Here is a 22816-nt window from a genome sequence, read left to right on the forward strand (position 1 = left end):
AGCTGACAAACGTTTAAAACTTGAACAACAGATCATTCAAATTGTAAACCAAAAACGCAGATCCTTGCCTAGAGAAGGTGTACGTAAACTCAAAATATCTTTAAAAAATGAGTTTGATAAAGCCAACCTTAAAGTAGGCAGAGACACGCTTTTCAACATTCTTAGAAAACACAATATGCTTATAACCAGAAAGAAACCTAGCTATAGAACAACAAACTCTTTTCATAGGTTTTACAAACATAAAAACATCATAAAAGATGTAATTGTTAATAGACCTAATCAGGTTTGGGTATCTGATAACGCTATTGCTGAACGTGTAAACGGTATCCTAAAAGACGAGTTTTATCTTGACCAGACCTTTGATAGCGTACAACACGCGAAAAAAGCTACAAAAAGTGCTATTAATCTATACAACCAAATTAGATTACATGTATCTTTAGATTATAAAACACCAAATATGGTATATTTAAAAACAGCGTAAATCAATTTTTAACCTGTAGCCATATTTCAGGACTAGACATTTTGTAGTTGAAAATGAAAAGAACATTTACAATTTTGCAGCAGGATTTTATTGGATTGGAGCAGTATTAATATCATTTGGAATTTTAACGAACGAATAAAATACGTTGCCTAACAAAGAACTGAATTAAAAAACAAGCAATTTTAAGCTAACCAAGAAAACCTGCAAAATCTTTACAATTAGGAGAGAAGAAATAAATTAGATATAGTCTTTGTTATTTTAAACAATCTAACATTAGAAGTGTTTTTTTCTTATAGAGAGCACCAATTGGAATTTCAAATTTATCGATTTCGAGATCCTGTTTTGTATAAGCTGTTACCTTATCCATATTTACAATATATGACCTATGAACTCTTACAAAACGATTATCAAGTTTATCCTCAAAAGTAGAAATACTATGTTTTATAATTAAATTAGAATTATTCAAATGAATTTTAATATAATCTTTAATACTTTCGATATATAAAATATCATCAAATAAAACTTTGATGTTTTTCTTGTTAATTTGAACAAAAACATGTGATAACTCAACTTTATTTTGGTGAACTCCTATTACAGCTTGCGTGTCTAAAAACTTCTCAATAGCCTTAAAAAACCGATTAAACACAATGGGTTTTAGTAAGTAATCTACCACGTTTAATTCATAACTTTCAATGGCGTATTCTCTATGAGCTGTAGTAAATATCACTTTGGGTTTATGTACTAGATTTTTTAAGAAATCCGTTCCTTTTAAAACAGGCATTTCTATATCTAAAAAAAGCAAGTCAACCAATTCTTTTTTTAAAACGCTGCTTGCTTCAATTGCAGAAGCACAAATAGCTACAATCTCAAAATCTGGTAATTGATTAAGATGAGTTTCTATTAATTCTCTAGCTAATTCCTCATCATCAACAATCAAACATTTATATTTTTTCATTGAGTTGTAATTTTAATTCTAAAGCGTAATTTAATGCTGTACTTTTCACCTTTAATTGATATGCCTTAGGGTATAACAAATCTAATTGCTTTTCGATGTTTTGCATACCAATAGATCTCTTTTTAGGATTGTTTTTTTCTGTAAAATATTGAGGTTTAGTATTTTTTAATTTAAAAACAATTTCAGTTGTTGTAGTTACGGTAGATATTTCAATCAAAGCATTTTTTAATTCTTGACTTACCCCATGTTTAAAGGCATTCTCTACAAAAGTTAATAAAATTAAAGGAGCAATTTTTACATTTTCATTGATTTTCTTTTCAAATAAAACATCGATTCTACTACCATATCTTACTTTTTCTAAAGCAATGTAATTTTCTAACAACTCCATTTCTTTATCAATGGGAACATACTTGTCTTTACATTGATATAACATATAGTCTAAAATCTCTGAAAGCTTTGCAATTACTTCAGGTGTTTTATCGGACTTTTTTAAAGCCAAAGTGTATAGATTATTCAGCGTATTAAATAAAAAATGTGGATTTAATTGATTCCTCAATAAGTTTAATTCCGTTGTTTTCTTTTGCTCTTTTAAAGCTACAATATCTTTTTGATCTCTATAATACTTAATTGCGAGTAAAATTATGGATGGAAAAACCAACCAAGTAATATTATTTACAAAAGCAAAAAATGAAGTCATTCTTTCCCAAAGAATATAAGGTAAGTAACGAGCATAAACAGCTGCATACTTTACTTCAAAATAATAAACTCTAATAACACTATATAAAGTTTGTACTAGATAAATGGCTAATAAAGTGGTTACTATAAATAGTATTTTTTTCTTTTTATTTAAGAATATAGGGACTAAAAAATTTATGATGATAACGCTCAATAACATCTGTAACAAAACCTTAAACGCTATATATTCTAAAACATACCGTTTATTAGCCTCTCTAAGCCAATAGGAACTTAACAAATACAAAAACATAATTATCCAAAATAAAATATTACGAATGCTATTTTTAGATAATCTATTTTCCATCATTGCCAAAATATAGAATTTATGCTTACTCAAAAAAAGAAACCATATGCAATAGATTATTGCATACTGTTATAAACTAATCAAAATCTGTATCAAATATAAAGAGAAAAGAGATGTCAAGTTGTTTTTGTAGATAAAACGATAAAAAACGATGACAAACACTGATTTAAAAACAACCTATCAATTAATCTATAGTTGAATGCTTTCCGTTTTCGAATTGATTAAATCTATATAATTTTTTAAAATACAAGTCATTATGAATTTATATTGCAGCCAATTTAAATCAACTAAAATGAATTTCAGAAAATTAACAATCTCTTTAGTTGCTTTGTGTATTACAAGCATCACATTAGCACAAAATACAACCAACAAATATTTTAGGCATTTAAGATACAATCACGTATCTCCTTATATAAAATTAGCAGGCACTTACCCCATAGATGCAACCACCGCAAAAAACACTTCTCATTATGTTTTTACTTATAATAATCACGAATTGGTGGAAATTACCAACAACCACTATTTTACAGAGCGAAGACATCCTTTAGCTTCAATTGGTGCTTATAAAACGATTATTACACATACAAAGGATAGAGAAACACGAATTTTCTTAAATAAAAATGGAAAAAGAATTACAAACGATAGAGAAGTTTACAAAGAAGTTTTTACAAAGGATAAAAAAGGGAATTATAGTCAATTAGAATTCTTTGATTTGAATAATAAGCCAATGGAATCTAATTGGGAAATCTATAAATATACTTGGTATAAAAAACGAAAAATGATTATTGAAAAAAGGTTCAATCTAAAAAATGAGCCTAGAAATATTTCTACCTATTTTGAGTTTGGAACCACAGGAATGAAGTTTAGAAAAGATGGAACTCCGATTGGAAATTTTAATTTAAATGAAGATTTAAAAATAGCGAATAATTCAGAAGGAGTTGCATCTTATCAAGATACCTACGATACAAACGGAAACCATATAAAATATACCTATCATGATAAAAATAACAAGTTGGTAATGAATCAGAATGGTTTTTCTATTGGTACAAAAGAATACGATTCGATTGGTAACTACATTAAACAAGGACATTACGATTCAAGTATGAAACTTATTCGAGAAAGAGACATTGTTAATAACCAATACATTACTTTAAGTAAAAAAGCTTCTCAAAAAGACAGTTTAGAAATTAAAAGAATTTCTTTAGGCTATTTAATTGCTTTACAAGAGTTAAAACCTGAATTGATGAATGAAGTAATGAATGATAGCTTAAATAAGGTAACCATTGGTTATAGTAGAGCGTTAAAAAAAGAAATTGTTACTTCAATTTCTAAGAATCGTATGATTGAAAATGCTAAAAATTGGAATAAATCGAATACTAGATTTCCACCAAATCCTAGCAATCAAATTAAAATATTAGATGTATATAATAGAATTGCAACCGTAAAATTATTTTCAGACAATTGGGTTGAATATTTACACTTGATAAAGTTGGATGGTAAATGGAGTATCATCAATCTTTTATGGCAGCATAAAAATATCAATAGATATCCTTTTTAATAATAGGTTATGATGTAAAATACAACCTATGAATAAAAAAATAAAGGTCTTTAGTTTTATACTATTTGTTATTTTCAGCTGTGAAGTAAAAAACCATAACAATACTCGCATGAAAGACGAAGTAAAAAAGAAAAATATTTTACCAAAAAGAGGCTTTTGGAAATCTACTGGAGGGAATCTCTTTTGGATCAATACTGTTAATGAAAACGTTTTTTGGTTAGGAATGAACAACAAAACACCTAAAAATGAATTAGCTGAAAATTGGTGCCATGTGGGGAATGGGAAAATACAGGGCAATCAAATTATCTTAGAATGGGCAGACATTCCCATGGGTTGCGACAATTTAAACGGCAGAATAGTCATTGAAATAATAAGCGAAGTACAAATGAAAGTTATTGAAGACTCTGGAAACTTTGGGATGTCTGTCTGGAATTGGAAAAAAGAGCACTTAACCTTTAGTCAAATAGTGAACAAACATCATTATTAAAACATTATAAATCAAACAAATGACACTAATATTAAATAAGTCTTTATTGTTTAAGAACAATCTAGGAATCTTAATTATTGGCTTACTGCTTTTTTCTTGCAATAACAAAGGCTCAAAAACCGAAAAGTTTACTAAAAAAGAAATACGCTCTGAAACGTTTAATACCATTCGTATAACAGAAAATATTTATAGCATCGTTTCTCCATCATTTGGATTACCAACTCCCGAAAACAAAGGATGGAATTCTAACGCTCATTTTATCGTTACAAAAAATGGTGTTTTGCTTTTTGATACAGGTTCGTCTGAATCTATAGGACATAAAATAAAAAAAACTATAGCAACTGTTACTGATCTTCCTGTTCGGTGGGTGGTAAATTCTCATAGTCATGCAGATCATTGGTTGGGGAATGCGGCATTCTCAGATGCTGAAATTATTGCCAGCAACCAAGCCATGAAAACGATGCAAAAGTACGGACAGGATGATGTGGCATTTTATGCGAAAGTAACTAATGGCAAAATCGGTTCTACTCGCCTTGTATATCCAAACTTGCTATTGAACGAATCACAAAAACGTGATTTCGGAGGTGTAAAGGTCGAATTCATTTTTGCTGATAATGGGCATTCTCCCGGAGATGTTTTGATGTGGCTACCAAAACAAAGAATTGTTTTTGGAGGAGATGTTTTAAGTTCAGATTGGATGCCGATAATCACTGACGATGTAAATATTCCAAGTTTAATCAACACACTTAATTTCATCGCTGAATTAAACCCAACCAAAGTATTAACAGGGCATGGTAACGCAACCACAGTGAAATCAATTGAACGGGATGTTTTTTTGTTATCAAGTGTTTGGGAGCAGGTAAAACATGACTATAAAAATGGAGGTAAGCCAGAGGAAACACTTTTAAAAATTAAGACTGAATTAAAACCTGAATATACGTTTCTATATAAAAATTATACAGCAGAAATTGAACGATATATCAAGCTTATGTATTCTTTACAAAACTAAACGTCTATAAAATTTAATTCACAAAATAACTAACTATCCATGAATAAGAATCTATTTTCATTTATTTTACCAGTTTTTCTTATAAGCAATACTAATGTTGCCCAAGAAGCAACTGAAGCACACAAAGATTCAATAAACACGATACTAACCAAGTATTACAATCTCAACCTAAAAATGTTTCAAGAAGGTTCTACAGTTGAAGATGTTGATAACGCATTCAATCTATTTACTGATGATTTTACTTATACACATTCAAAATTTAATGGGTTTTATACTCGTGAGAGCTTATATAAAAGTGCTTTAAGAAACCTAAATGAAGGCAATTACGATGGGCGAGTTACAGATTTTAAAATAGAAAGTAAAATAATAGGTTTAAAAGCGGCTGCTGTTCAAAAAAGATTTGTGGAAAAAAAGGGTGGTGTTATAGTAGAAAGCGAATTGCAAATGACACTTTTTGAATTTAGAGATGGTAAAATATCACGAATAGTTGAATATTGGTAGAGAATCTTACCCTATAAATAATAACATAACTAAACGACATGAATAAATATTTTATTGCAGTAATACTTTTTATTTTAGGACTTAACCAAGTAAGTTCACAAAATGCTGAGCAAATAGTTGTTGGAACTAAACACCATCTTCATTCCAATATTTTAAATGAAGATAGAGAATTTTGGATTAGCCTTCCCGAATCTTACACTGCCCCAACGGCATCACATAAAAAATACCCATTACTTATTGTACTCGATGGCAATACACATTTCAGGGCTATAATTGGCATGGTAAACTATATGAGTTCTGCATATAATATTAGAATTCCTGAAATGATTGTGGTTGGTATTCAAAATATTGATAGAAGACGAGATTTTACACCCGATAAAATAATTACCGTAAGAGAAAACAATACGGGTGGTGGCGAAAAATTTTTACGCTTTCTAGAAGAAGAACTCATTAAAGAACTAGATAAAAATTATAGAACAACATCCTATCAAATATTGTTTGGGCATTCTTTAGGAGGTTTGTTAGCCACTCATGCCTATATGAAAGAAGATACTGTTTTCAATGCTTTTATTGCTGTTGACCCAAGCTTTGGGACATGGGACGCTGAGACTATGGATACTAAATTAGAAGCCGTGACCCAAAAATCGTTTAAAAGGTTTTTATACGTAGCCACTGCTAATTGGGGTAAAAGAAATATTAGAAATAGAGATCGGCACGTAAGGTTATATGAAGCATTAAATAGTAAATGCGATGGCTATTTCCCTGCAAGATTAGAATATTTTAAAGAAGAAAATCATAACTCAATCTCACCAATTGCTTTTTACAATGGTATCTCTGCCATTTTTGATGGCTATGGAGTTTACTATCGAGATGTAGAAACTGTAGAACAACTTAATCAACACTTCCATAAGCTTTCTAAAAAACTTTCTTGGGATTTTAGTCCGCCAGAAGCTCTTGTGAACCGAATTGGTTACAGCATGCTGCAAAGCAGAAATGAAAGTGATAAAGCAGAAGCTTTACTCTTTTTCCTTCTGAATACAGAAAACTTCCCCAATTCGTATAATGCTTTTGATAGTTTGGGGGAAGCTTATGAAGTTATTGGAGATAAAACAAACGCTATTAATAATTACAAAAAATCATTATTACTTAACCCAAACAACGAAAACGCAATAACCAAAATAGATAGTTTAGACAAGAATTAGATACTACAATAAATTATATCGAGTTAAACAAATTAACTAACGAAAACCTTATTTTATTATTTATTTGAACACAAATTAAACAAACAATAAAAACGACCTAGAAATATTAATAACTGAAAAAATGACAAATTAAACTTTCGGTTATTATCAATTACAATATGAACCTGTAGGTTGCCTTGATTAAAAAGATATTGTCTGGTTTCTGGTTTAGAATACCTTGTTCCAACCCAGTGGTTAAACGTTCCATTGGATCTACAAATCCTGTAATACCTTGCGACCACACAAAATAAAGTTCAGATCCTGGAATGTATTCCCAACGCATAACTAAATTAGACCTAAACTGTACAAAAGAAAAATCTGGATTACTAAACGAATAATCAGTAATCGTATCAATATCTTCATCTACTTCGTAAACCCCATTATTATAAGTTATTTGGTTATTATCGTAAACATCGAAACGATCGTATAAATTATTAGCTGTTGGGTTTGTAACATATTTAAAAGACGAAAATCTTGCTCTAGATATAAATGGTTGTCCGTAATACTGAATGGTTAAATTAGGGTTAATAGTGTAATTCAATCTAATAGATGCACTTAGCGTTTTATTATCTATTGTTCCAAGCACATAACGTATAGCCCCATTATAGTCTGTTTCCGTAACATATTGTGTTTTACTCGGGTTGTTATTATAACTAGGGTTTAAAGAAATAGTCAAAGCATTAGTTGGTTGATACGAAAAATCAACTTCGGTAAAAAACATGGAAAAATTATTTTGTTTTGCACCTGAATAAGCAAATCCAAAACGGGTTCTGAATTTTTTACTTGCATCGGTTCCAAAAAATGCAGACACATGATCTTCTTGAGAATATCGCCATCGAGGGCCTCCTCGTAGCGCAGTGTTGATATAAATTCTAGGTTTATGTACTGCATTAATATTTATGGAGTTGTTATTCTTAAATAATAAATTTCCTCCTAAAGAATATTGTACACGGTTTAAATTCCCATCAAAATCATACGTTGTAAATTGCTGAAATCGAGCACTTATTCTCCTAAAAGCTTCAGTTGGCCTTAAAGTTCTATAACTAAAATTAAAGTATTGACGTATCTCATCTGCTTGTCTTAAAAATCCAACATCATTTAACTCCAATTCAGGCGAACGCCAAATAACACCTCCATTATATTCCCAATGTCCTCCTCCAACTTTCCCAGCAGATAAACGCCCTCCTGTTCCTGTTAACGAGGTTCTATTTGGATCAACACTTACATGTCCTGCATCTACTCTATTAAACAAATGTGTTAAAGAAGTTTGTGTCTCGGTTATTGCTTCCTTGCTCCCTTTTACATGACTGGTTACAATATTTCCTTCAACAAAATACTTTCGCCCTTGCCATTGATGTTTAAAATCAAACCCTCCTGTATATGCTTCTTTCCTTAAATACTCTAAATGGTCTGCTAGATCTCTATTGGTAGCTGTAAAAATACCGCCTACATAACTGTTTCTATCGTTAAAATCTTTTTGTAAACGACCAACGAAATAATTAGTTAATGGCTCCACCAACTCTTTAGTTTTATTTCCATTAAGATCTATCTCGGCATATTGATTTGCAGTAACACTTTCTAAAACACCTATAGACCATCCATTTTTTGTTTTACCCGAAAATTTTGCGGCTCCTAATATGGTTGTATTATCAGGTTGGTCAACAAAAGCTCCTGAAGGTGCATTAGGATACCCTTGAGGGCTTCTACCTATTCGTCTTGAAAAAAATAAATTATCTTGATTATTACCAAAATTATAGTCAAATATGTTTTTGTTTTGAACAAAAAATGGTCGCTGTTCTTCAAAAAATATTTCAAAACCATCAAGAGCTATAGCTGCAGGATCTGCTTCTACTTGTCCAAAATCTGGGTTGACAGTTAAATCTAACGTTAAGTCGTTTGTAATACCAATTTTTGCATCAAGACCTGCATTTAAATTAAAATCGCTCCCATCTCGATAAGGGTTGCCAACTTCCTCAGGATATGTTTCCAGCTTCGTTACTGTAAATGGCTGTATTTCTAACTGTTTTTGAGATTTTAAACCTTTTAAGCCATGAAGTTCACCAAACTCACTAATCCATCCTGGAGCTGTTACTGGCTTTCGTTGCCATAACGAACGTTCTTGCTTTCTAAAAAAGAAACGCTGTACTTGAATACCCCAAATTTGCTCATCATCACTACTAAAGCGTAACTGACTTAATGGAATTTTCATTTCTGTGCTCCATCCTTCTTCATCTATTTGAGATTTATTAGTCCATATTGGATTCCAACTTCGATCCCAATTACCTCCATTTAAACTAGCAAACTCATCACCTTTTACTCCAGTTGCCGATGAAGTAAAAGAAAAACAAGTTCTTAAATCACGATCACTATCAATATTTATTTCTACCCAGTCACCATCAAAACCATCTCGTCTTCCAAGTCGTTTGGCAATACTATCTACAGCTGTATCGTATGCTCTAATGCCAACATATAAAAATCTATCGTCGTAAAGAATTTTAAATCTAGTTCGTTGGCTTGGAGGTGTGTTTTCGTCTGGAGAAAGCTCAATAAACTCCTTAGACCATTCAACCATGTTCCAAACAGCATCGTCTAGTTTTCCATCTATAACAGGAGGTGTGCTATCTCCAATATTTGTGGTTGTATATATTCTTTTAGGTAACTGAGGAGATGATTCTTGAGCTTGCGATGTAACGTAAAAACATAATACAAAACAAAGAATTAATTTGGCTGGAAGTTTCATTTTGATTTCTGATTGATTAACTAATTAACATAACTCGCTATAATTAAGTTTAAAACAAATACAATCAATCATACCAAGAAACATAAAAAATGCTAATATATAGACTTAAATCTATAATACCTGCAATAAATAATGTGGTTCTTTGAGAAAAATTTAACTTTTTTAACACGGAAATTTTATTAAAGTACAACTTAAAAATATTCACTGAAAATAAACGCGTTATAGAGTTTGGTAATCAAATTTATAATTGTAAATTTGCAAACTCTTTTTGAGAGAGGAATGTTTAATTAAGAAAAATAATTTAGTGTGGACACATTAAGCTACAAAACGATTTCAGCAAATAAAGCTACTGTTAATAAAGAGTGGGTTTTAGTTGATGCTGAAGGTCAAACATTAGGTCGTTTAGCTTCTAAAGTAGCAATACTTTTAAGAGGTAAGCACAAACCTAACTTTACACCACACGTTGATTGCGGCGATAACGTAATTGTTATTAATGCTGAAAAAATCAACTTAACAGGAAACAAGTGGAACGATAAAACTTACATTCGTCACACAGGTTATCCAGGTGGTCAAAGATCGCTTACTGCTAATGAAATGTTTGGAAAAGATCCAGCAAGATTAGTAGAAAAGTCAGTAAAAGGAATGTTGCCTAAAAACAAATTAGGTGCCGATTTATTCCGTAATTTAAATGTTGTTGTTGGTGCAGAGCACGCTCATGCTGCTCAAAAACCAAAAGCAATTAACTTAAACGAAGTTAACTAGATGGAAGTAATTCACAAAATTGGTCGTAGAAAAACGGCTGTTGCTCGTGTGTATGTTTCAGAAGGAAAAGGAAACATCACTGTGAACAAAAAAGATGTTAACACATACTTCCCTACAGCTACTTTACAGTACAAAGTAAACCAACCGTTAGCAATGACTAACAACGAAGGAAACTTTGATATTAAAGTAAATGTATTTGGTGGTGGTGTTACAGGTCAAGCAGAAGCTGTTCGTTTAGCATTATCTCGCGCTATGTGTGAGCTTAATGAAGAAAACAGAAGTATCTTAAAACCTGAAGGATTATTAACAAGAGACCCAAGAATGGTAGAGCGTAAGAAATTCGGACAGAAGAAAGCTCGTAAGAAATTCCAGTTCTCTAAGCGTTAATATTAAAAGAAATTTAAACCAGTTATTGTTGTCCATGGCAGAAATGTCGGGATTTAGTTTAGCATCTAAATGGTTAAGGCGATTTTAAATAAATGACCACTTAATCATTGCTAATTCAACAGAACGTAAACTATTACAAAATGGCAAAAGTAGAAGTAAAAGACTTACTTGATGGTGGTGTTCACTTTGGACATTTAACCAGAAAATGGGATCCGAACATGGCTCCTTACATTTATATGGAACGCAACGGCATCCATATAATTAACCTTTACAAAACAGCTGCAAAATTAGACGAAGCATCTCAAGCTTTAGCAAAAATAGCAGCATCAGGTAGAAAAATATTATTCGTAGCTACCAAAAAACAAGCAAAAGATATCGTTGCTGAAAAAGCAGGAGACGTAAACATGCCTTACATTACTGAAAGATGGCCAGGTGGAATGTTAACTAACTTCGTTACTATTAGAAAAGCTGTTAAAAAAATGGCTTCAATTGATAGAATGAAGAAAGACGGAACTTTTAACACACTTTCTAAGAAAGAGCGTTTACAAGTTGATCGTTTAAGAGCTAAATTAGAAAAGAATTTAGGTTCTATTTCTGATATGACTCGTCTTCCAGGAGCTTTATTTGTAGTTGATATTAAGCGTGAGCACATTGCAATTAAAGAAGCACAAAAATTAAACATTCCAATCTTTGCTATGGTTGACACAAACTCTGATCCACGTCAAGTTGATTATGTGATTCCAGCAAATGATGATGCTTCAAAATCTATTGATAAAATTTTATCGCACGTAAGTAATGCAATTGCTGGTGGATTAGCAGATCGCAAAGCTGAAAAAGAAGCTAAAGCTGAAGGAAAAGAAGCTCCAAAGGCTAAAAAATCTAAAGAAACAAAAGCTGCTGCTCCTGTAGCAAGTCAAGAAGAAGAATAAAACTATTTTAAAAAGTTTAAAAGTCGTTTAGTTCTTTTCTTAGAGAAAAATTAAACGACTTTTATGTTATAAAAAACATTATGGATAATACAGTAAAAATAAGCGCTGCAGATGTAAAAAAGCTAAGAGAAGCTACTGGCGCTGGAATGATGGATTGCAAAAAAGCTTTAGTAGAAGCTGAAGGAAATTTTGATAAAGCAATTGAAGTTTTACGTAAAAAAGGACAAAAAGTTGCTGCTAAAAGAGCAGACAGAGAATCGTCTGAAGGAGTTGCTATTACTAAAATTAATGATGATAACACAGCAGGTGTTGCTATAGTTTTAGCTTGCGAAACAGATTTCGTTGCTAAAAACGATTCTTACAAAGCATTAGCTGAAGAGTTCGTAAACATCGCAATTAATCACTCAAATAAAGAAGACTTTTTAGCTGCTGATTTTGGAGGCATGACTGTTGCTGAAAAATTAATTGAACAAACAGGTGTTATTGGTGAAAAAATAGATATTACAGCATTTGAAAGAATAGAAGCACCTTACGTTGGAGCCTACACTCATATTGGTAAAATTGCTGCTTTAGTAGGTTTAAACAATGCTATTGATAAAGCAGATGTATTAACTAAAGATTTAGCAATGCAAGTAGCATCAATGGGAGCAACAACATTGTCTTACAAAGATTTTGATCCTGCATTTGTGGCATCAGAAACTGAAGCAAGAATTGCTGTTATTGAAAAAGACAACGAAGAATTAGCACGTTTAGGTAAAACCCTTAAAAATGTACCTAAGTATATTTCTATGGCACAATTAACTCCTGAAGTGTTAGCACAAGCTGAAGAAGATGCTAAAGCAGAACTAAAAGCTGAAGGAAAGCCTGAGCAAATATGGGATAGAATTCTTCCTGGAAAAATGGATCGTTTTGTTTCAGACAATACAACTTTAGATAAAGAACAATGTTTATTAGATCAAGATTTCATTAAAGATGAAAAAAAGACCGTAGATGCTTATGTTAAATCTTATGGCAATGTCGCTGTAACAGAATTTAAAAGAGTATCATTAGGATAATTAATTCCTAATTCAAATAAATTAAAAAGCTTCGATTAATATCGAAGCTTTTTTTATGTCTAATTTCTAGGTTTTCAATATAAGATATTGATTATATTTGCTAAACTTTCAAATAAACTAATGAAGTATAACAGAATCCTACTAAAATTATCTGGCGAAGCATTAATGGGCAATAGACAATATGGTATTGACCCAGACCGTCTTGCCGAATATGCTCAAGATATTAAACAAATTATAAATCAAGGCGTTCAAGTAGCCATTGTTATTGGTGGTGGAAACATTTTTAGAGGTGTTGCTGGAGCAAGTAACGGAATGGACCGTGTTCAAGGTGACCATATGGGGATGCTTGCAACTGTTATAAATGGTCTAGCATTACAAAGTGCTTTAGAAGATGCCGATGTACCTACAAGACTCCAAACAGCCATTAAAATTAATGAAGTTGCCGAACCTTTTATACGTCGTAAAGCCATGAGGCACCTTGACAAAGGACGTGTAGTTATTTTTGGTGGTGGTACAGGGAATCCGTATTTCACTACAGATTCTGCAGCAGTGCTTAGAGCTATAGAAATTGAAGCCGATGTTATATTAAAAGGCACTCGGGTAGATGGCATATATACAGCTGATCCTGAAAAAGATGCTGCTGCAACAAAGTTTGATAACATTACTTTTGATGATGTTTTAAGAAAAGGGTTAAAAGTTATGGATACAACTGCTTTTACATTAAGTCAAGAAAATAAATTGCCAATCATAGTTTTTGATATGAACAAAAAAGGCAACTTACTAAAAGTAGTTTCAGGCGAAAATATTGGCACAACAGTAAACTTATAATCACACTTTTGTTTATTTTTGGCTTAGTTTTTGAAATATTAGATTAAAAATTTTAGAAATGAACGAAGACATTCAATTTATTCTGGATACAGCAAAAGAAGCAATGACAAATGCTATTAAGCATTTAGAAAAGCAGTTTGTTAATATTAGAGCTGGAAAAGCTAGTCCAGCCATGTTAGGCAGTGTAATGGTGGACTATTATGGATCACAAACACCGTTAAATCAAGTAGCCAATGTAAATACTCCTGATGGCAGAACCATTACTGTTCAACCTTGGGAAAAAAGCATGCTTCAGGAGATAGAGCGTGGCATTATGATTGCAAACTTAGGTTTCAACCCAATGAATAATGGCGAAAGCATTATTATAAATGTGCCAGCATTAACCGAAGAGCGCCGTCGCGAATTAGCAAAACAAGCAAAAGCTGAAGCTGAGGACGCTAAAGTTGGTATTAGAAACGCTCGTAAGGATGCCAATCATGACATTAAAAACTTAAGTGATGTTTCTGAAGATTTACAATCTAATGCCGAAATGGATATTCAAGACATGACTGACAATTTTGTAAAGAAAGTTGATGAAATTTTCCACATTAAAGAAAAAGAAATAATGACGGTTTAATAGAAAGCGACACTAAAGTCGCTTTTTTTATGTTATATACATACTTTAACTCCCTATATGAAGTGTTATTTACCTTTCTTGATTTTTTTTCTTTTTTTAAATAAATGTGTTTCGCAAACAGACAGTATCTCTGTAAAAACTAGCCAGCAAGATTCCATAAAAAAAGCTGAATTTCTAAGGCATATAGGAAACGGCTACTTCCCTACCAAGTATATAAATATTGATTTAAGATACTTAATAAAATATAACCAATACGAAGGGTTTCGTACAGGGTTGGGTGGTATTACTAACAAAGCGTTTTCTGATAAGTTTAGACTTCAAGGTTATACAGTTTATGGGTTTGTGGATGGAAATTTCAAGTACAGTTTTGGTGGTGGATTTAGGGTTTCAAAAAAAACAAACACATGGATTAACCTAACATATACAGAAGATTTACAAGAAACAGGAAGTTCAAATTTTCTAACCGATAAGCGTTTTTTTCAATTCTTTGAGCCTCGTTTAATTAATATTGATTTATTCCATAAACACATATCTAAAACCATTTCGGTAGAACATCAATTACACCCAAAAATGATTACCGAAACACAGTTTGGAGTCAGCAAAATCACTCCTACTTATAATTATACGTTTAATTTAAACTCTGGAGAAAGTTTTACTAATTACAACCTAACATTGTTTAAAACATCCATGCAATGGAACCCTTTTAGTGAATTTAAAAACACTGATAATGGCATAAGCGAAACTAAGGTTGGTTATCCAAAATTCACGCTCCAATACACAAAAAGTTTAGCCAATGTATTTAGCGGTGATTTAAATTTCTCAAAAGTAGATTTTAGGGCTATTCAAAAGTTTACTCATAAAAAAAATGCCTCCACAGAATTTGTTCTAACAACAGGTATGACAAGCAAAAATACTCCTTTAACTCACATGTATCATGCCTATCCTAATAATGTAAACAAAGAAACTATATGGAGTAGGTTTTCGGTAGCAGGCACTAATAGTTTTGAAACCATGTATTTTAACGAGTTTTTTTCTGATACATTTAGCACGCTTCAAATAAAACATGCTTTTTCACCTTTTAATATCTCTCCTTGGTTTAAACCGCAACTTGTATTAATTTCTAGATTTGCTATTGGTACCATGAAAGACTCTTTTAGGCACAATGGTATTAATTTTAGTACTCTAGATAAAGGTTTTACAGAGTCTGGGCTAGAATTAAACAAACTGTTTTTTGGTTTTGGACTTAGTTTTGCTTACCGATATGGCGCGTACCACCTACCTAATTTCGAAGATAATATAGCTGTTAAGTTTACTTTTAATATTAGCTTAGATTAAAGCTGTTAAATCCTTTTATTTAAAGGTAAATATCTATTCATTTTAGCTACCTTTGCAGCCATTAAATTTGCTATGACAAAACTTTTTTCGGTTGGTTTTTGGGAAGCTATTGCTAGATTAATTCTAAGGAACAGAATTGGTATTATTCTAGTTGTAGCTGTTGCAACGTATCTTTTTGGTTTACAGTGGGATAAAATGCGTTTTACTTATACTGAAGCTAATCTTTTACCAGACAATCATGAAGTAAATTTAGAGTATAATTCTTTTTTAGAAACTTTTGGAGAAGAGGGTAATTTAATTGTTTTAGGTGTTAAAGATTCATCGCTTTTTTCTGTCGAAAATTTAAACGCTTGGAATAAACTATCAACAAGTTTTAAATCTAATGTTGAAGTAGAAACAGTTGTTTCTATTTACGATCTTCAAAAGTTAGTAAAGAACAATCAAAAAAAACAGTTCGATCTTGAGCCATTTATTAAAGATTCTATTAGCTCTATTGATGAATTAGAAAAACTTAAAGGCGAACTATTTGAACAATACCCTTTTTACGATAATTTTTTATTCAATAAAGAAACTAAAACAATACGGTCGGCTATTTACCTAGAAAAATCTATTATAAATACGCCGGCAAGGAAAGACTTTATTATAGACGTTTTAATTCCTAAAATTGAAGCATTTGAAGATGCTTATAATCTAGATGTTCGCGTGTCTGGAATGCCATATATACGCACATTAAACTCACAAAACATTATTGACGAAATTAGTCTTTTTATTGGTGCTGCATTATTGGTTACCTCACTGATTTTCTTTTTCTTTTTTAGGTCTTTTAGAGCCACATTTATATCAATGATTGTGGTGCTTATTGGAGTAATGTGGACGTTTGGAATAATAGGTTTATTGGAGTATGAAATTACAGTGCTCACAGCTTTAATACCACCTTTAATCATCGTTATTGGAATTCCAAATTGTATATTTTTAATAAATAAATACCAGCACGAAGTAAATAAACATGGCAACAAAGCAAAATCTTTGCAACGGGTTATTACCAAAATTGGAAATGCTACATTAATGACCAATGTCACAACGGCTTCTGGTTTTGCAACATTTATTATTACCGAAAGCAAATTGTTAAAAGAATTTGGTACCGTTGCTTCGCTAAGTATTATTGGTATTTTCTTATTATGCCTACTCATTATCCCAATTATTTATAGTTACATGCCAATGCCTAAAGACAAGCATTTGGAGCATTTAAATAAACGTTGGATTAACACTTTTGTAGATTGGATGGAGGGTATGGTAAGGCACCGAAAAATAACCATTTATGTAACTGCTCTAATCTTACTTATAGCAAGTATTATTGGTATTTATCAAATAAAAATATCTGGGAGTTTAATTGAGGACATGCCTAAAAAAGCTGCCTTTTTTGAGGATATTCGTTTTTTTGAAGAAGAATTTAATGGAATTATGCCATTAGAAATTATGGTAAACACCAACCTCAAAAAAGGAGTTATGAAACTCTCTACGCTAAAAAAAATGGATGAACTAGAAGAACTCATTATTGAAACGCCTGAACTTTCAAAGCCAATTTCGGTAGTGAGTCTAGTAAAATACTCTAAACAGGCCTATTATAATGGTAACTTAAAATACTACCAATTACCAACTTCTCAAGAAAATAATTTTATTCTTTCCTACGCTAAAAACTCTTCAAGTGATGTAGATTTACTTAAAAACTTTGTTGACTCTACAGGTCAATATGCTAGAATAACAACCTTTATGAAGGATAGTGGTATTGATAAAATGGAACGCATAGAAGATAATCTTACAACAAAAATTAATAAGGTATTTCCAAAAGATAAATACGAAGTTATTGTAACCGGAAAAGCATATTTATTCCAAAAAGGCACAAAATATTTAGTGAACAATTTAATACTTTCTTTGTCATTGGCAATTTTCTTAATATCTGTGTTTATGGCATATATGTTTAGATCTTTTAGAATGATTATTGTATCACTTATCCCTAATTTATTACCATTATTAATCACTGCTGGTTTAATGGGTTATTTGGGTGTACCTATTAAGCCTTCTACAATCTTAGTATTCAGTATTGCCTTTGGTATTTCGGTAGATGATACCATACATTTTTTAGCAAAATATAGACAAGAGCTTCAGGCAAATCATTGGCGAATAAAAAAATCAGTATATGCTGCATTGAGAGAAACTGGTATTAGTATGTTTTACACATCAATTGTATTATTCTTTGGGTTCTCGGTATTTATAATATCTAACTTTGGTGGTACTGTAGCACTTGGAGCTTTAGTGTCTGGTACATTACTATTCGCTATGTTAGCCAATTTACTATTACTACCATCACTATTATTATCATTAGAAAGAAGTATAGCAAACAAAGAAGTATTAAAAGAACCTCATTTTAGAATTATTCCAGACGAAGAAGATAAAAATGGCGACAAATAATTTAGACGAATGCCTTATCTTTGCTGCCTAATCCTGAAACGAGTTCAGGACAAAAGTTATAATACAACCTCGGTGCTAAAGGCATCGAGTAATCTTTTTTAATTATTAAATAATGAAGATAAGTACCGTTTCAGAATTACTTTCACAAGACATCACATTAATAGATGTAGAAATTAAAGGTTGGGTAAGAACTTTTAGAGCAAATCGATTTATAGCTTTAAATGATGGTTCTACTATTAATAACATTCAGTGTGTCGTAGATTTTGAAAATACTGATGAAGCTATTCTTAAAAGAATTACCACAGGAGCTGCGATTCACATAAAAGGTTTATTGGTTGAAAGTCAAGGAAAAGGGCAAAACGTAGAAATTCAAGCTACTTCTATTGAAATTTTAGGAGATTCTGATCCTGAAACATATCCTATTCAACCTAAAAAACATTCGCTAGAATTTTTACGCGAAAATGCACATTTACGTACAAGAACCAATACATTCAGTGCAGTAATGCGTTTACGCTCGGCACTATCGTTTGCTATTCATAAATATTTTAATGACAACGGGTTTTACTATATGCATACACCAATAATTACTGGTAGTGATGCCGAAGGCGCAGGCGAGATGTTTCGAGTGAGCACACTAGATGCTAAAAACCCTCCTCTTACTGAAGATGGAAGTGTTGACTTTACTAAAGATTTCTTTGGAAAAGAAGCCAACCTTACCGTTTCTGGGCAGCTTGAAGCTGAAACCTATGCCATGTCACTTGGTAAAGTTTATACGTTTGGACCAACATTTAGAGCAGAAAACTCGAATACGTCTCGTCACCTATCAGAGTTTTGGATGATAGAGCCTGAAGTAGCTTTTATGGATTTAGATGGAAATATGGATTTAGCCGAAGATTTTATGAAATCTGTTCTAAATTATGTGTTAGAAAACAACAAAGAAGACTTAGCGTTTTTAGAGCAACGACAAGCTCAAGAAGACAAATCGAAGCCACAAGCCGAACGTAATGAAATGACACTTACCGATAAGTTACGATTTGTTGTAGATAATAACTTTAAACGTGTAAGTTATACCGAAGCTATTGATATATTAAGAAATTCTAAACCAAACAAGAAAAAGAAATTTCAATATCTAATCAATGAATGGGGAGCCGATTTACAAAGCGAGCACGAACGTTTTTTAGTTGAAAAACACTTTAAATGTCCTGTAATATTGTTTGATTACCCTGCAAATATCAAAGCCTTTTACATGCGCTTAAATGAGGATGAAAAAACTGTTCGCGCTATGGATATTTTATTTCCAGGTATTGGTGAAATCGTTGGTGGAAGTCAGCGTGAAGAACGTCTGGAAGTGCTTAAAGAAAAAATGGCTGCACTAGATATTCCTGAGGAAGAACTTTGGTGGTACCTAGACTTAAGAAAGTATGGAACAGCTGTACATTCAGGATTTGGATTAGGATTTGAACGTTTGGTAATGTTTGTAACAGGAATGGGTAATATTCGCGATGTAATACCTTACCCTAGAACACCTCAAAATGCCGAGTTTTAAATAAAGACTAAATATATTTAATAAAACAATCTACGTTCTTACTTAATGTAGATTGTTTTTTTTATTTTTACTCTAAACCCAAATAACACAATGCTTAAGCAGTATTTACAATTTAAATTATCTCAAAAATTATCTCCTCAGCAAATCCAGCTGATGAAGTTAATTCAATTACCTACACAAGCTTTTGAACAACGTTTAAAACAAGAACTCGAAGAAAATCCTGCTCTAGAAAGTGGTAAAGATAAAACAGATGAATTTGATGATAATTTTGATAATTCTGACGACTATAACGACAACGACTCAATCAATGCCGAAGATATTAATGTAGATGAATATTTAAGCGATGATGAGATTCCAGATTATCGAATGCAAGCAAATAATTATAGTGCAGATGATGACGATAAAAACGTTCCTTATGCTTCTGGTACATCTTTTACTCAGCATTTAAAATCGCAATTAAATACGTTTAGACTGGATGAGGAGGAAGAACAAATTGCTATCTTTTTAGTTGGAAGCGTTGATGAAAGTGGTTATATAAGGCGCTCGCTTGAAGATATTATGGACGATTTAGCTTTTACACAAAACGTCTATACAACCGAAGATAAAATTGGAAAAGTTTTATCAATTGTTCAACAATTAGATCCTGCTGGAGTGGGCGCAAGAGATTTGCAAGAGTGTTTAAGCATACAGTTACGTAGAAAAACACCAACACCAAATATCGAGTTAGCTCAAAATATTATTGATAAAGCCTTCGAGCAGTTTACTAAAAAACATTATAAAAAACTACTTCAAAAATTTGATATTACAGAAGAGCAACTTAAGGACGCTATTCACGAAATTGAGCGTTTAAATCCAAAACCAGGAGGCTCATTTGCTGGTAATACACGAATTGTTGAGCATGTAGTTCCTGATTTTACCATTAAAATTGTTGATGGTGAATTAGAGTTAACACTTAACGGACGAAATGCACCAGAACTTCACGTATCCAGAGAATATAATAATATGCTTAAGGGTTACAAAGAGTCTAAAGACAAGTCTAAATCGCAAAAGGATGCGGTACTTTTTATAAAACAAAAGTTAGATGCTGCAAAATGGTTTATTGATGCTATTAGACAAAGACAACAAACATTATTTATTACCATGAGTGCTATTATGCACTACCAGAAAGAGTACTTCTTAACTGGGGACGAACGCAAGTTAAAACCCATGATTTTAAAAGATATAGCTGATGAAATAGACATGGATGTTTCTACTGTATCTAGGGTAGCAAATAGTAAATATGTTGACACACCTTATGGCACTAAATTAATTAAAGAGTTTTTTAGTGAATCGATGAAAAACGATCAAGGAGAAGACGTATCTACTCGAGAGATTAAAAAAATATTAGAAACAGTTATTGAAAACGAAGACAAGAAAAAACCATTAACCGACGAGAAACTTGCTACAATATTAAAAGAGAAAGGCTATCCAATTGCCAGACGTACAGTAGCAAAATATCGTGAACAACTTGATATATCAGTGGCAAGGTTAAGAAAACAAATATAAGAGGATGAGTGATTTTTTAAAAAGCATATCATACATCTTCCACCCTCTTTTTATGCCTCTTTTAGGCTCAACTTTTTTCTTTTCAAAATCACCTAGATATCTTCCTGTTGAAATAATAGAAGAAAAACTTTTTTCAATAGGCTTACTTACAATAATACTTCCTATTTTATTGTATTTACTTTTAAAAACTCTAAAAAAAGTTCATTCGGTAAATCTGCCAACAACGAAAGAACGTATTTTGCCTTTAGCTCTTAATTGTGTGATTATCTTTCTTGTAATTGAACGTATATTACCTAAAAATGAACTCTTAGAGTTGTATTGTTTTTTTATTGGCATACTACTTTCTACTTTAGCATGTTTAATATTAGCTATTTTACAGTTTAAGATAAGTATCCATATGATTGCCGCTGGTGGCGTACTTATGTTTATTATAGGCACTAGCATACACTATCAAATAAATATTAATGGTTCTATAATGTTGATGTGTGTTATTTCTGGGCTTATAGCTACCTCTAGATTGCATATGCGAGCGCATAATAATATTGAACTGCTAATAGGTTTTTTTATTGGGATAATTCCTCAAATAATCCTTTTAAACTATTGGCTATAGTATATAAAACATAATCCCAATTTTAAGCATTTTTGTGTCTATACTACTACCGTTTAGCCTTGCTTTATCTTCAAATATTGAATTAAGGTTATAGTGTATAAAAAGGTTCCAAGAGTCATAACCTACTGCTAAGGTAAGTCCGTATTGCAACTCATTAAAATCTTTAATATTATTTATTTTATCTGTATTTGAAGCGTTTTTAAACTTTGTGTTAGATGCAAATACATATCCAAATTTTATCCCTGTATAAACCCTCCAAAACTTATAAGTGGTGGCTGTAGATGTACGCCAACGAAACTCAATTGGTAATTCTACAAGATGCTGTACAAATTTGTTTTTAGTAAATTCTGAATCGTTAAGCAGTTCATAAGTATAAGTATTATCTGCAACTTGAGTAATTAGTAAGTTATTGTTTATAGAGTTAGTAGAGTACCCTAAACCAATACCTAAAGCTACATTTCGTCTCTTATTAATTGGCATATCTTTAATAAACCCTAAATGAAATCCGCTGGAAAATCCATTTTGATACATATCATTAGGCATGTTTGTTAGCACATTATAACTAACTCCAAAATAATACTGATCTTCTTTATATTTAGTATCAATGCTATATTTAACTTGAGTACTATCTATACTTTGAGCTAGGGCTAATTGCGTGACACATACTGCTATAATAAAAATAATTATTTGTTTCATTACATCATCGTTTATACAAATATAATG

General features: G+C 31.7%; 21 protein-coding genes. 17 read left to right on the plus strand and 4 right to left on the minus strand.

Features of this window, described 5'->3' with window-relative positions; genetic code table 11:
* Positions 1 to 481, plus strand: a 481-nt coding sequence (locus E5167_RS09715; RefSeq protein WP_136843537.1) for an integrase core domain-containing protein, incomplete at its 5' end; no start/stop codon positions are given.
* Between the two features lie 253 nt (positions 482 to 734).
* Here the strand turns inward: E5167_RS09715 and E5167_RS09720 are convergent.
* Complete coding sequence (locus tag E5167_RS09720; protein WP_136843539.1) at positions 735 to 1436, minus strand: LytR/AlgR family response regulator transcription factor; 702 nt, start codon at positions 1434 to 1436, stop codon at positions 735 to 737.
* Positions 1423 to 2508: a sensor histidine kinase gene (locus tag E5167_RS09725; protein ID WP_211242146.1), complete on the minus strand. Its 1086-nt coding sequence runs from the start codon at positions 2506 to 2508 to the stop codon at positions 1423 to 1425. The genes E5167_RS09720 and E5167_RS09725 overlap by 14 nt, the downstream gene beginning before the upstream one ends.
* A 259-nt stretch (positions 2509 to 2767) precedes the next feature.
* Here E5167_RS09725 and E5167_RS09730 point away from each other — a divergent pair, with 259 nt between their 5' ends.
* The 5 genes from E5167_RS09730 (at position 2768) to E5167_RS09750 (ending at position 7232) form a co-directional block, all read left to right on the plus strand.
* Complete coding sequence (locus E5167_RS09730; RefSeq protein ID WP_169301411.1) at positions 2768 to 4033, plus strand: nuclear transport factor 2 family protein; 1266 nt, start codon at positions 2768 to 2770, stop codon at positions 4031 to 4033.
* Between the two features lie 109 nt (positions 4034 to 4142).
* Positions 4143 to 4520: a hypothetical protein gene (locus tag E5167_RS09735; RefSeq protein WP_136843545.1), complete on the plus strand. Its 378-nt coding sequence runs from the start codon at positions 4143 to 4145 to the stop codon at positions 4518 to 4520.
* 19 nt (positions 4521 to 4539) lie between these two features.
* Positions 4540 to 5529: an MBL fold metallo-hydrolase gene (locus tag E5167_RS09740; protein ID WP_136843547.1), complete on the plus strand. Its 990-nt coding sequence runs from the start codon at positions 4540 to 4542 to the stop codon at positions 5527 to 5529.
* Between the two features lie 39 nt (positions 5530 to 5568).
* Positions 5569 to 6030, plus strand: coding sequence for a nuclear transport factor 2 family protein (locus E5167_RS09745; RefSeq protein ID WP_136843549.1), 462 nt, complete (start codon positions 5569 to 5571; stop codon positions 6028 to 6030).
* Positions 6031 to 6068: 38 nt separating this feature from the next.
* Positions 6069 to 7232 carry an alpha/beta hydrolase-fold protein gene (locus tag E5167_RS09750; protein WP_136843551.1) on the plus strand — a complete coding sequence of 388 codons (1164 nt, stop codon included), beginning with the start codon at positions 6069 to 6071 and terminating at the stop codon, positions 7230 to 7232.
* A 151-nt stretch (positions 7233 to 7383) separates the two neighbouring features.
* Here E5167_RS09750 and E5167_RS09755 read toward each other — a convergent pair whose 3' ends face one another.
* Positions 7384 to 10011 (minus strand): DUF5916 domain-containing protein, encoded by a 2628-nt coding sequence (locus tag E5167_RS09755; RefSeq protein WP_136843553.1) that lies wholly within the window; start codon positions 10009 to 10011, stop codon positions 7384 to 7386.
* 306 nt (positions 10012 to 10317) lie between these two features.
* On the opposite strand from E5167_RS09755, the gene rplM reads away from it, so the two are divergent.
* The 11 genes from rplM to E5167_RS09810 all read left to right on the plus strand — a co-directional run bounded on the left by rplM (position 10318) and on the right by E5167_RS09810 (position 22093).
* On the plus strand, positions 10318 to 10773 hold the full coding sequence (rplM, locus tag E5167_RS09760; protein WP_136843555.1) for a 50S ribosomal protein L13: 456 nt from the start codon (positions 10318 to 10320) through the stop codon (positions 10771 to 10773).
* On the plus strand, positions 10774 to 11160 hold the full coding sequence (rpsI, locus tag E5167_RS09765) for a 30S ribosomal protein S9 (protein ID WP_136843557.1): 387 nt from the start codon (positions 10774 to 10776) through the stop codon (positions 11158 to 11160).
* Positions 11161 to 11300: 140 nt separating this feature from the next.
* Positions 11301 to 12089: a 30S ribosomal protein S2 gene (rpsB, locus tag E5167_RS09770; RefSeq protein WP_136843559.1), complete on the plus strand. Its 789-nt coding sequence runs from the start codon at positions 11301 to 11303 to the stop codon at positions 12087 to 12089.
* Between the two features lie 80 nt (positions 12090 to 12169).
* Entirely contained in the window at positions 12170 to 13144 is a 975-nt protein-coding gene (gene tsf / locus E5167_RS09775) for a translation elongation factor Ts (protein WP_136843561.1), read from the plus strand.
* A 120-nt stretch (positions 13145 to 13264) separates the two neighbouring features.
* On the plus strand, positions 13265 to 13972 hold the full coding sequence (gene pyrH / locus E5167_RS09780; protein ID WP_136843563.1) for a UMP kinase: 708 nt from the start codon (positions 13265 to 13267) through the stop codon (positions 13970 to 13972).
* 58 nt (positions 13973 to 14030) lie between these two features.
* Complete coding sequence (frr, locus tag E5167_RS09785) at positions 14031 to 14588, plus strand: ribosome recycling factor (RefSeq protein WP_136843565.1); 558 nt, start codon at positions 14031 to 14033, stop codon at positions 14586 to 14588.
* A gap of 78 nt (positions 14589 to 14666) precedes the next feature.
* A complete protein-coding gene (locus tag E5167_RS09790) occupies positions 14667 to 15923 on the plus strand; it encodes a hypothetical protein (protein WP_239021978.1) in 1257 nt (418 codons plus the stop codon).
* A 72-nt stretch (positions 15924 to 15995) separates the two neighbouring features.
* The gene (locus E5167_RS09795) at positions 15996 to 18392 is read left to right on the plus strand and encodes an efflux RND transporter permease subunit (RefSeq protein ID WP_136843569.1); all 2397 of its coding nucleotides are present in this window, start codon (positions 15996 to 15998) and stop codon (positions 18390 to 18392) included.
* 112 nt (positions 18393 to 18504) lie between these two features.
* Positions 18505 to 19938 carry an asparagine--tRNA ligase gene (asnS, locus tag E5167_RS09800; RefSeq protein WP_136843571.1) on the plus strand — a complete coding sequence of 478 codons (1434 nt, stop codon included), beginning with the start codon at positions 18505 to 18507 and terminating at the stop codon, positions 19936 to 19938.
* A 90-nt stretch (positions 19939 to 20028) separates the two neighbouring features.
* On the plus strand, positions 20029 to 21483 hold the full coding sequence (gene rpoN, locus E5167_RS09805) for an RNA polymerase factor sigma-54 (RefSeq protein WP_136843573.1): 1455 nt from the start codon (positions 20029 to 20031) through the stop codon (positions 21481 to 21483).
* 4 nt (positions 21484 to 21487) lie between these two features.
* Entirely contained in the window at positions 21488 to 22093 is a 606-nt protein-coding gene (locus E5167_RS09810; RefSeq protein ID WP_136843575.1) for a hypothetical protein, read from the plus strand.
* Here E5167_RS09810 and E5167_RS09815 read toward each other — a convergent pair.
* On the minus strand, positions 22088 to 22789 hold the full coding sequence (locus E5167_RS09815) for a porin family protein (protein ID WP_136843578.1): 702 nt from the start codon (positions 22787 to 22789) through the stop codon (positions 22088 to 22090). The genes E5167_RS09810 and E5167_RS09815 overlap by 6 nt on opposite strands.
* Positions 22790 to 22816: the final 27 nt, after the last annotated feature.

It is taken from the genome of Pontimicrobium aquaticum (assembly GCF_005047595.1).
GTDB lineage: Bacteria > Bacteroidota > Bacteroidia > Flavobacteriales > Flavobacteriaceae > Pontimicrobium > Pontimicrobium aquaticum.

Coding starts and splice junctions, on each gene's coding strand:
- E5167_RS09720 (WP_136843539.1), bottom strand. CDS start 1,436: ATGAAAAAATATAAATGTTTGATTGTTGATGATGAGGAATTAGCTAGA.
- E5167_RS09730 (WP_169301411.1), top strand. CDS start 2,768: ATGAATTTCAGAAAATTAACAATCTCTTTAGTTGCTTTGTGTATTACA.
- E5167_RS09735 (WP_136843545.1), top strand. CDS start 4,143: ATGAAAGACGAAGTAAAAAAGAAAAATATTTTACCAAAAAGAGGCTTT.
- E5167_RS09740 (WP_136843547.1), top strand. CDS start 4,540: ATGACACTAATATTAAATAAGTCTTTATTGTTTAAGAACAATCTAGGA.
- E5167_RS09745 (WP_136843549.1), top strand. CDS start 5,569: ATGAATAAGAATCTATTTTCATTTATTTTACCAGTTTTTCTTATAAGC.
- E5167_RS09750 (WP_136843551.1), top strand. CDS start 6,069: ATGAATAAATATTTTATTGCAGTAATACTTTTTATTTTAGGACTTAAC.
- E5167_RS09755 (WP_136843553.1), bottom strand. CDS start 10,011: ATGAAACTTCCAGCCAAATTAATTCTTTGTTTTGTATTATGTTTTTAC.
- rpsI (WP_136843557.1), top strand. CDS start 10,774: ATGGAAGTAATTCACAAAATTGGTCGTAGAAAAACGGCTGTTGCTCGT.
- rpsB (WP_136843559.1), top strand. CDS start 11,301: ATGGCAAAAGTAGAAGTAAAAGACTTACTTGATGGTGGTGTTCACTTT.
- tsf (WP_136843561.1), top strand. CDS start 12,170: ATGGATAATACAGTAAAAATAAGCGCTGCAGATGTAAAAAAGCTAAGA.
- pyrH (WP_136843563.1), top strand. CDS start 13,265: ATGAAGTATAACAGAATCCTACTAAAATTATCTGGCGAAGCATTAATG.
- frr (WP_136843565.1), top strand. CDS start 14,031: ATGAACGAAGACATTCAATTTATTCTGGATACAGCAAAAGAAGCAATG.
- E5167_RS09795 (WP_136843569.1), top strand. CDS start 15,996: ATGACAAAACTTTTTTCGGTTGGTTTTTGGGAAGCTATTGCTAGATTA.
- asnS (WP_136843571.1), top strand. CDS start 18,505: ATGAAGATAAGTACCGTTTCAGAATTACTTTCACAAGACATCACATTA.
- rpoN (WP_136843573.1), top strand. CDS start 20,029: ATGCTTAAGCAGTATTTACAATTTAAATTATCTCAAAAATTATCTCCT.
- E5167_RS09810 (WP_136843575.1), top strand. CDS start 21,488: ATGAGTGATTTTTTAAAAAGCATATCATACATCTTCCACCCTCTTTTT.
- E5167_RS09815 (WP_136843578.1), bottom strand. CDS start 22,789: ATGAAACAAATAATTATTTTTATTATAGCAGTATGTGTCACGCAATTA.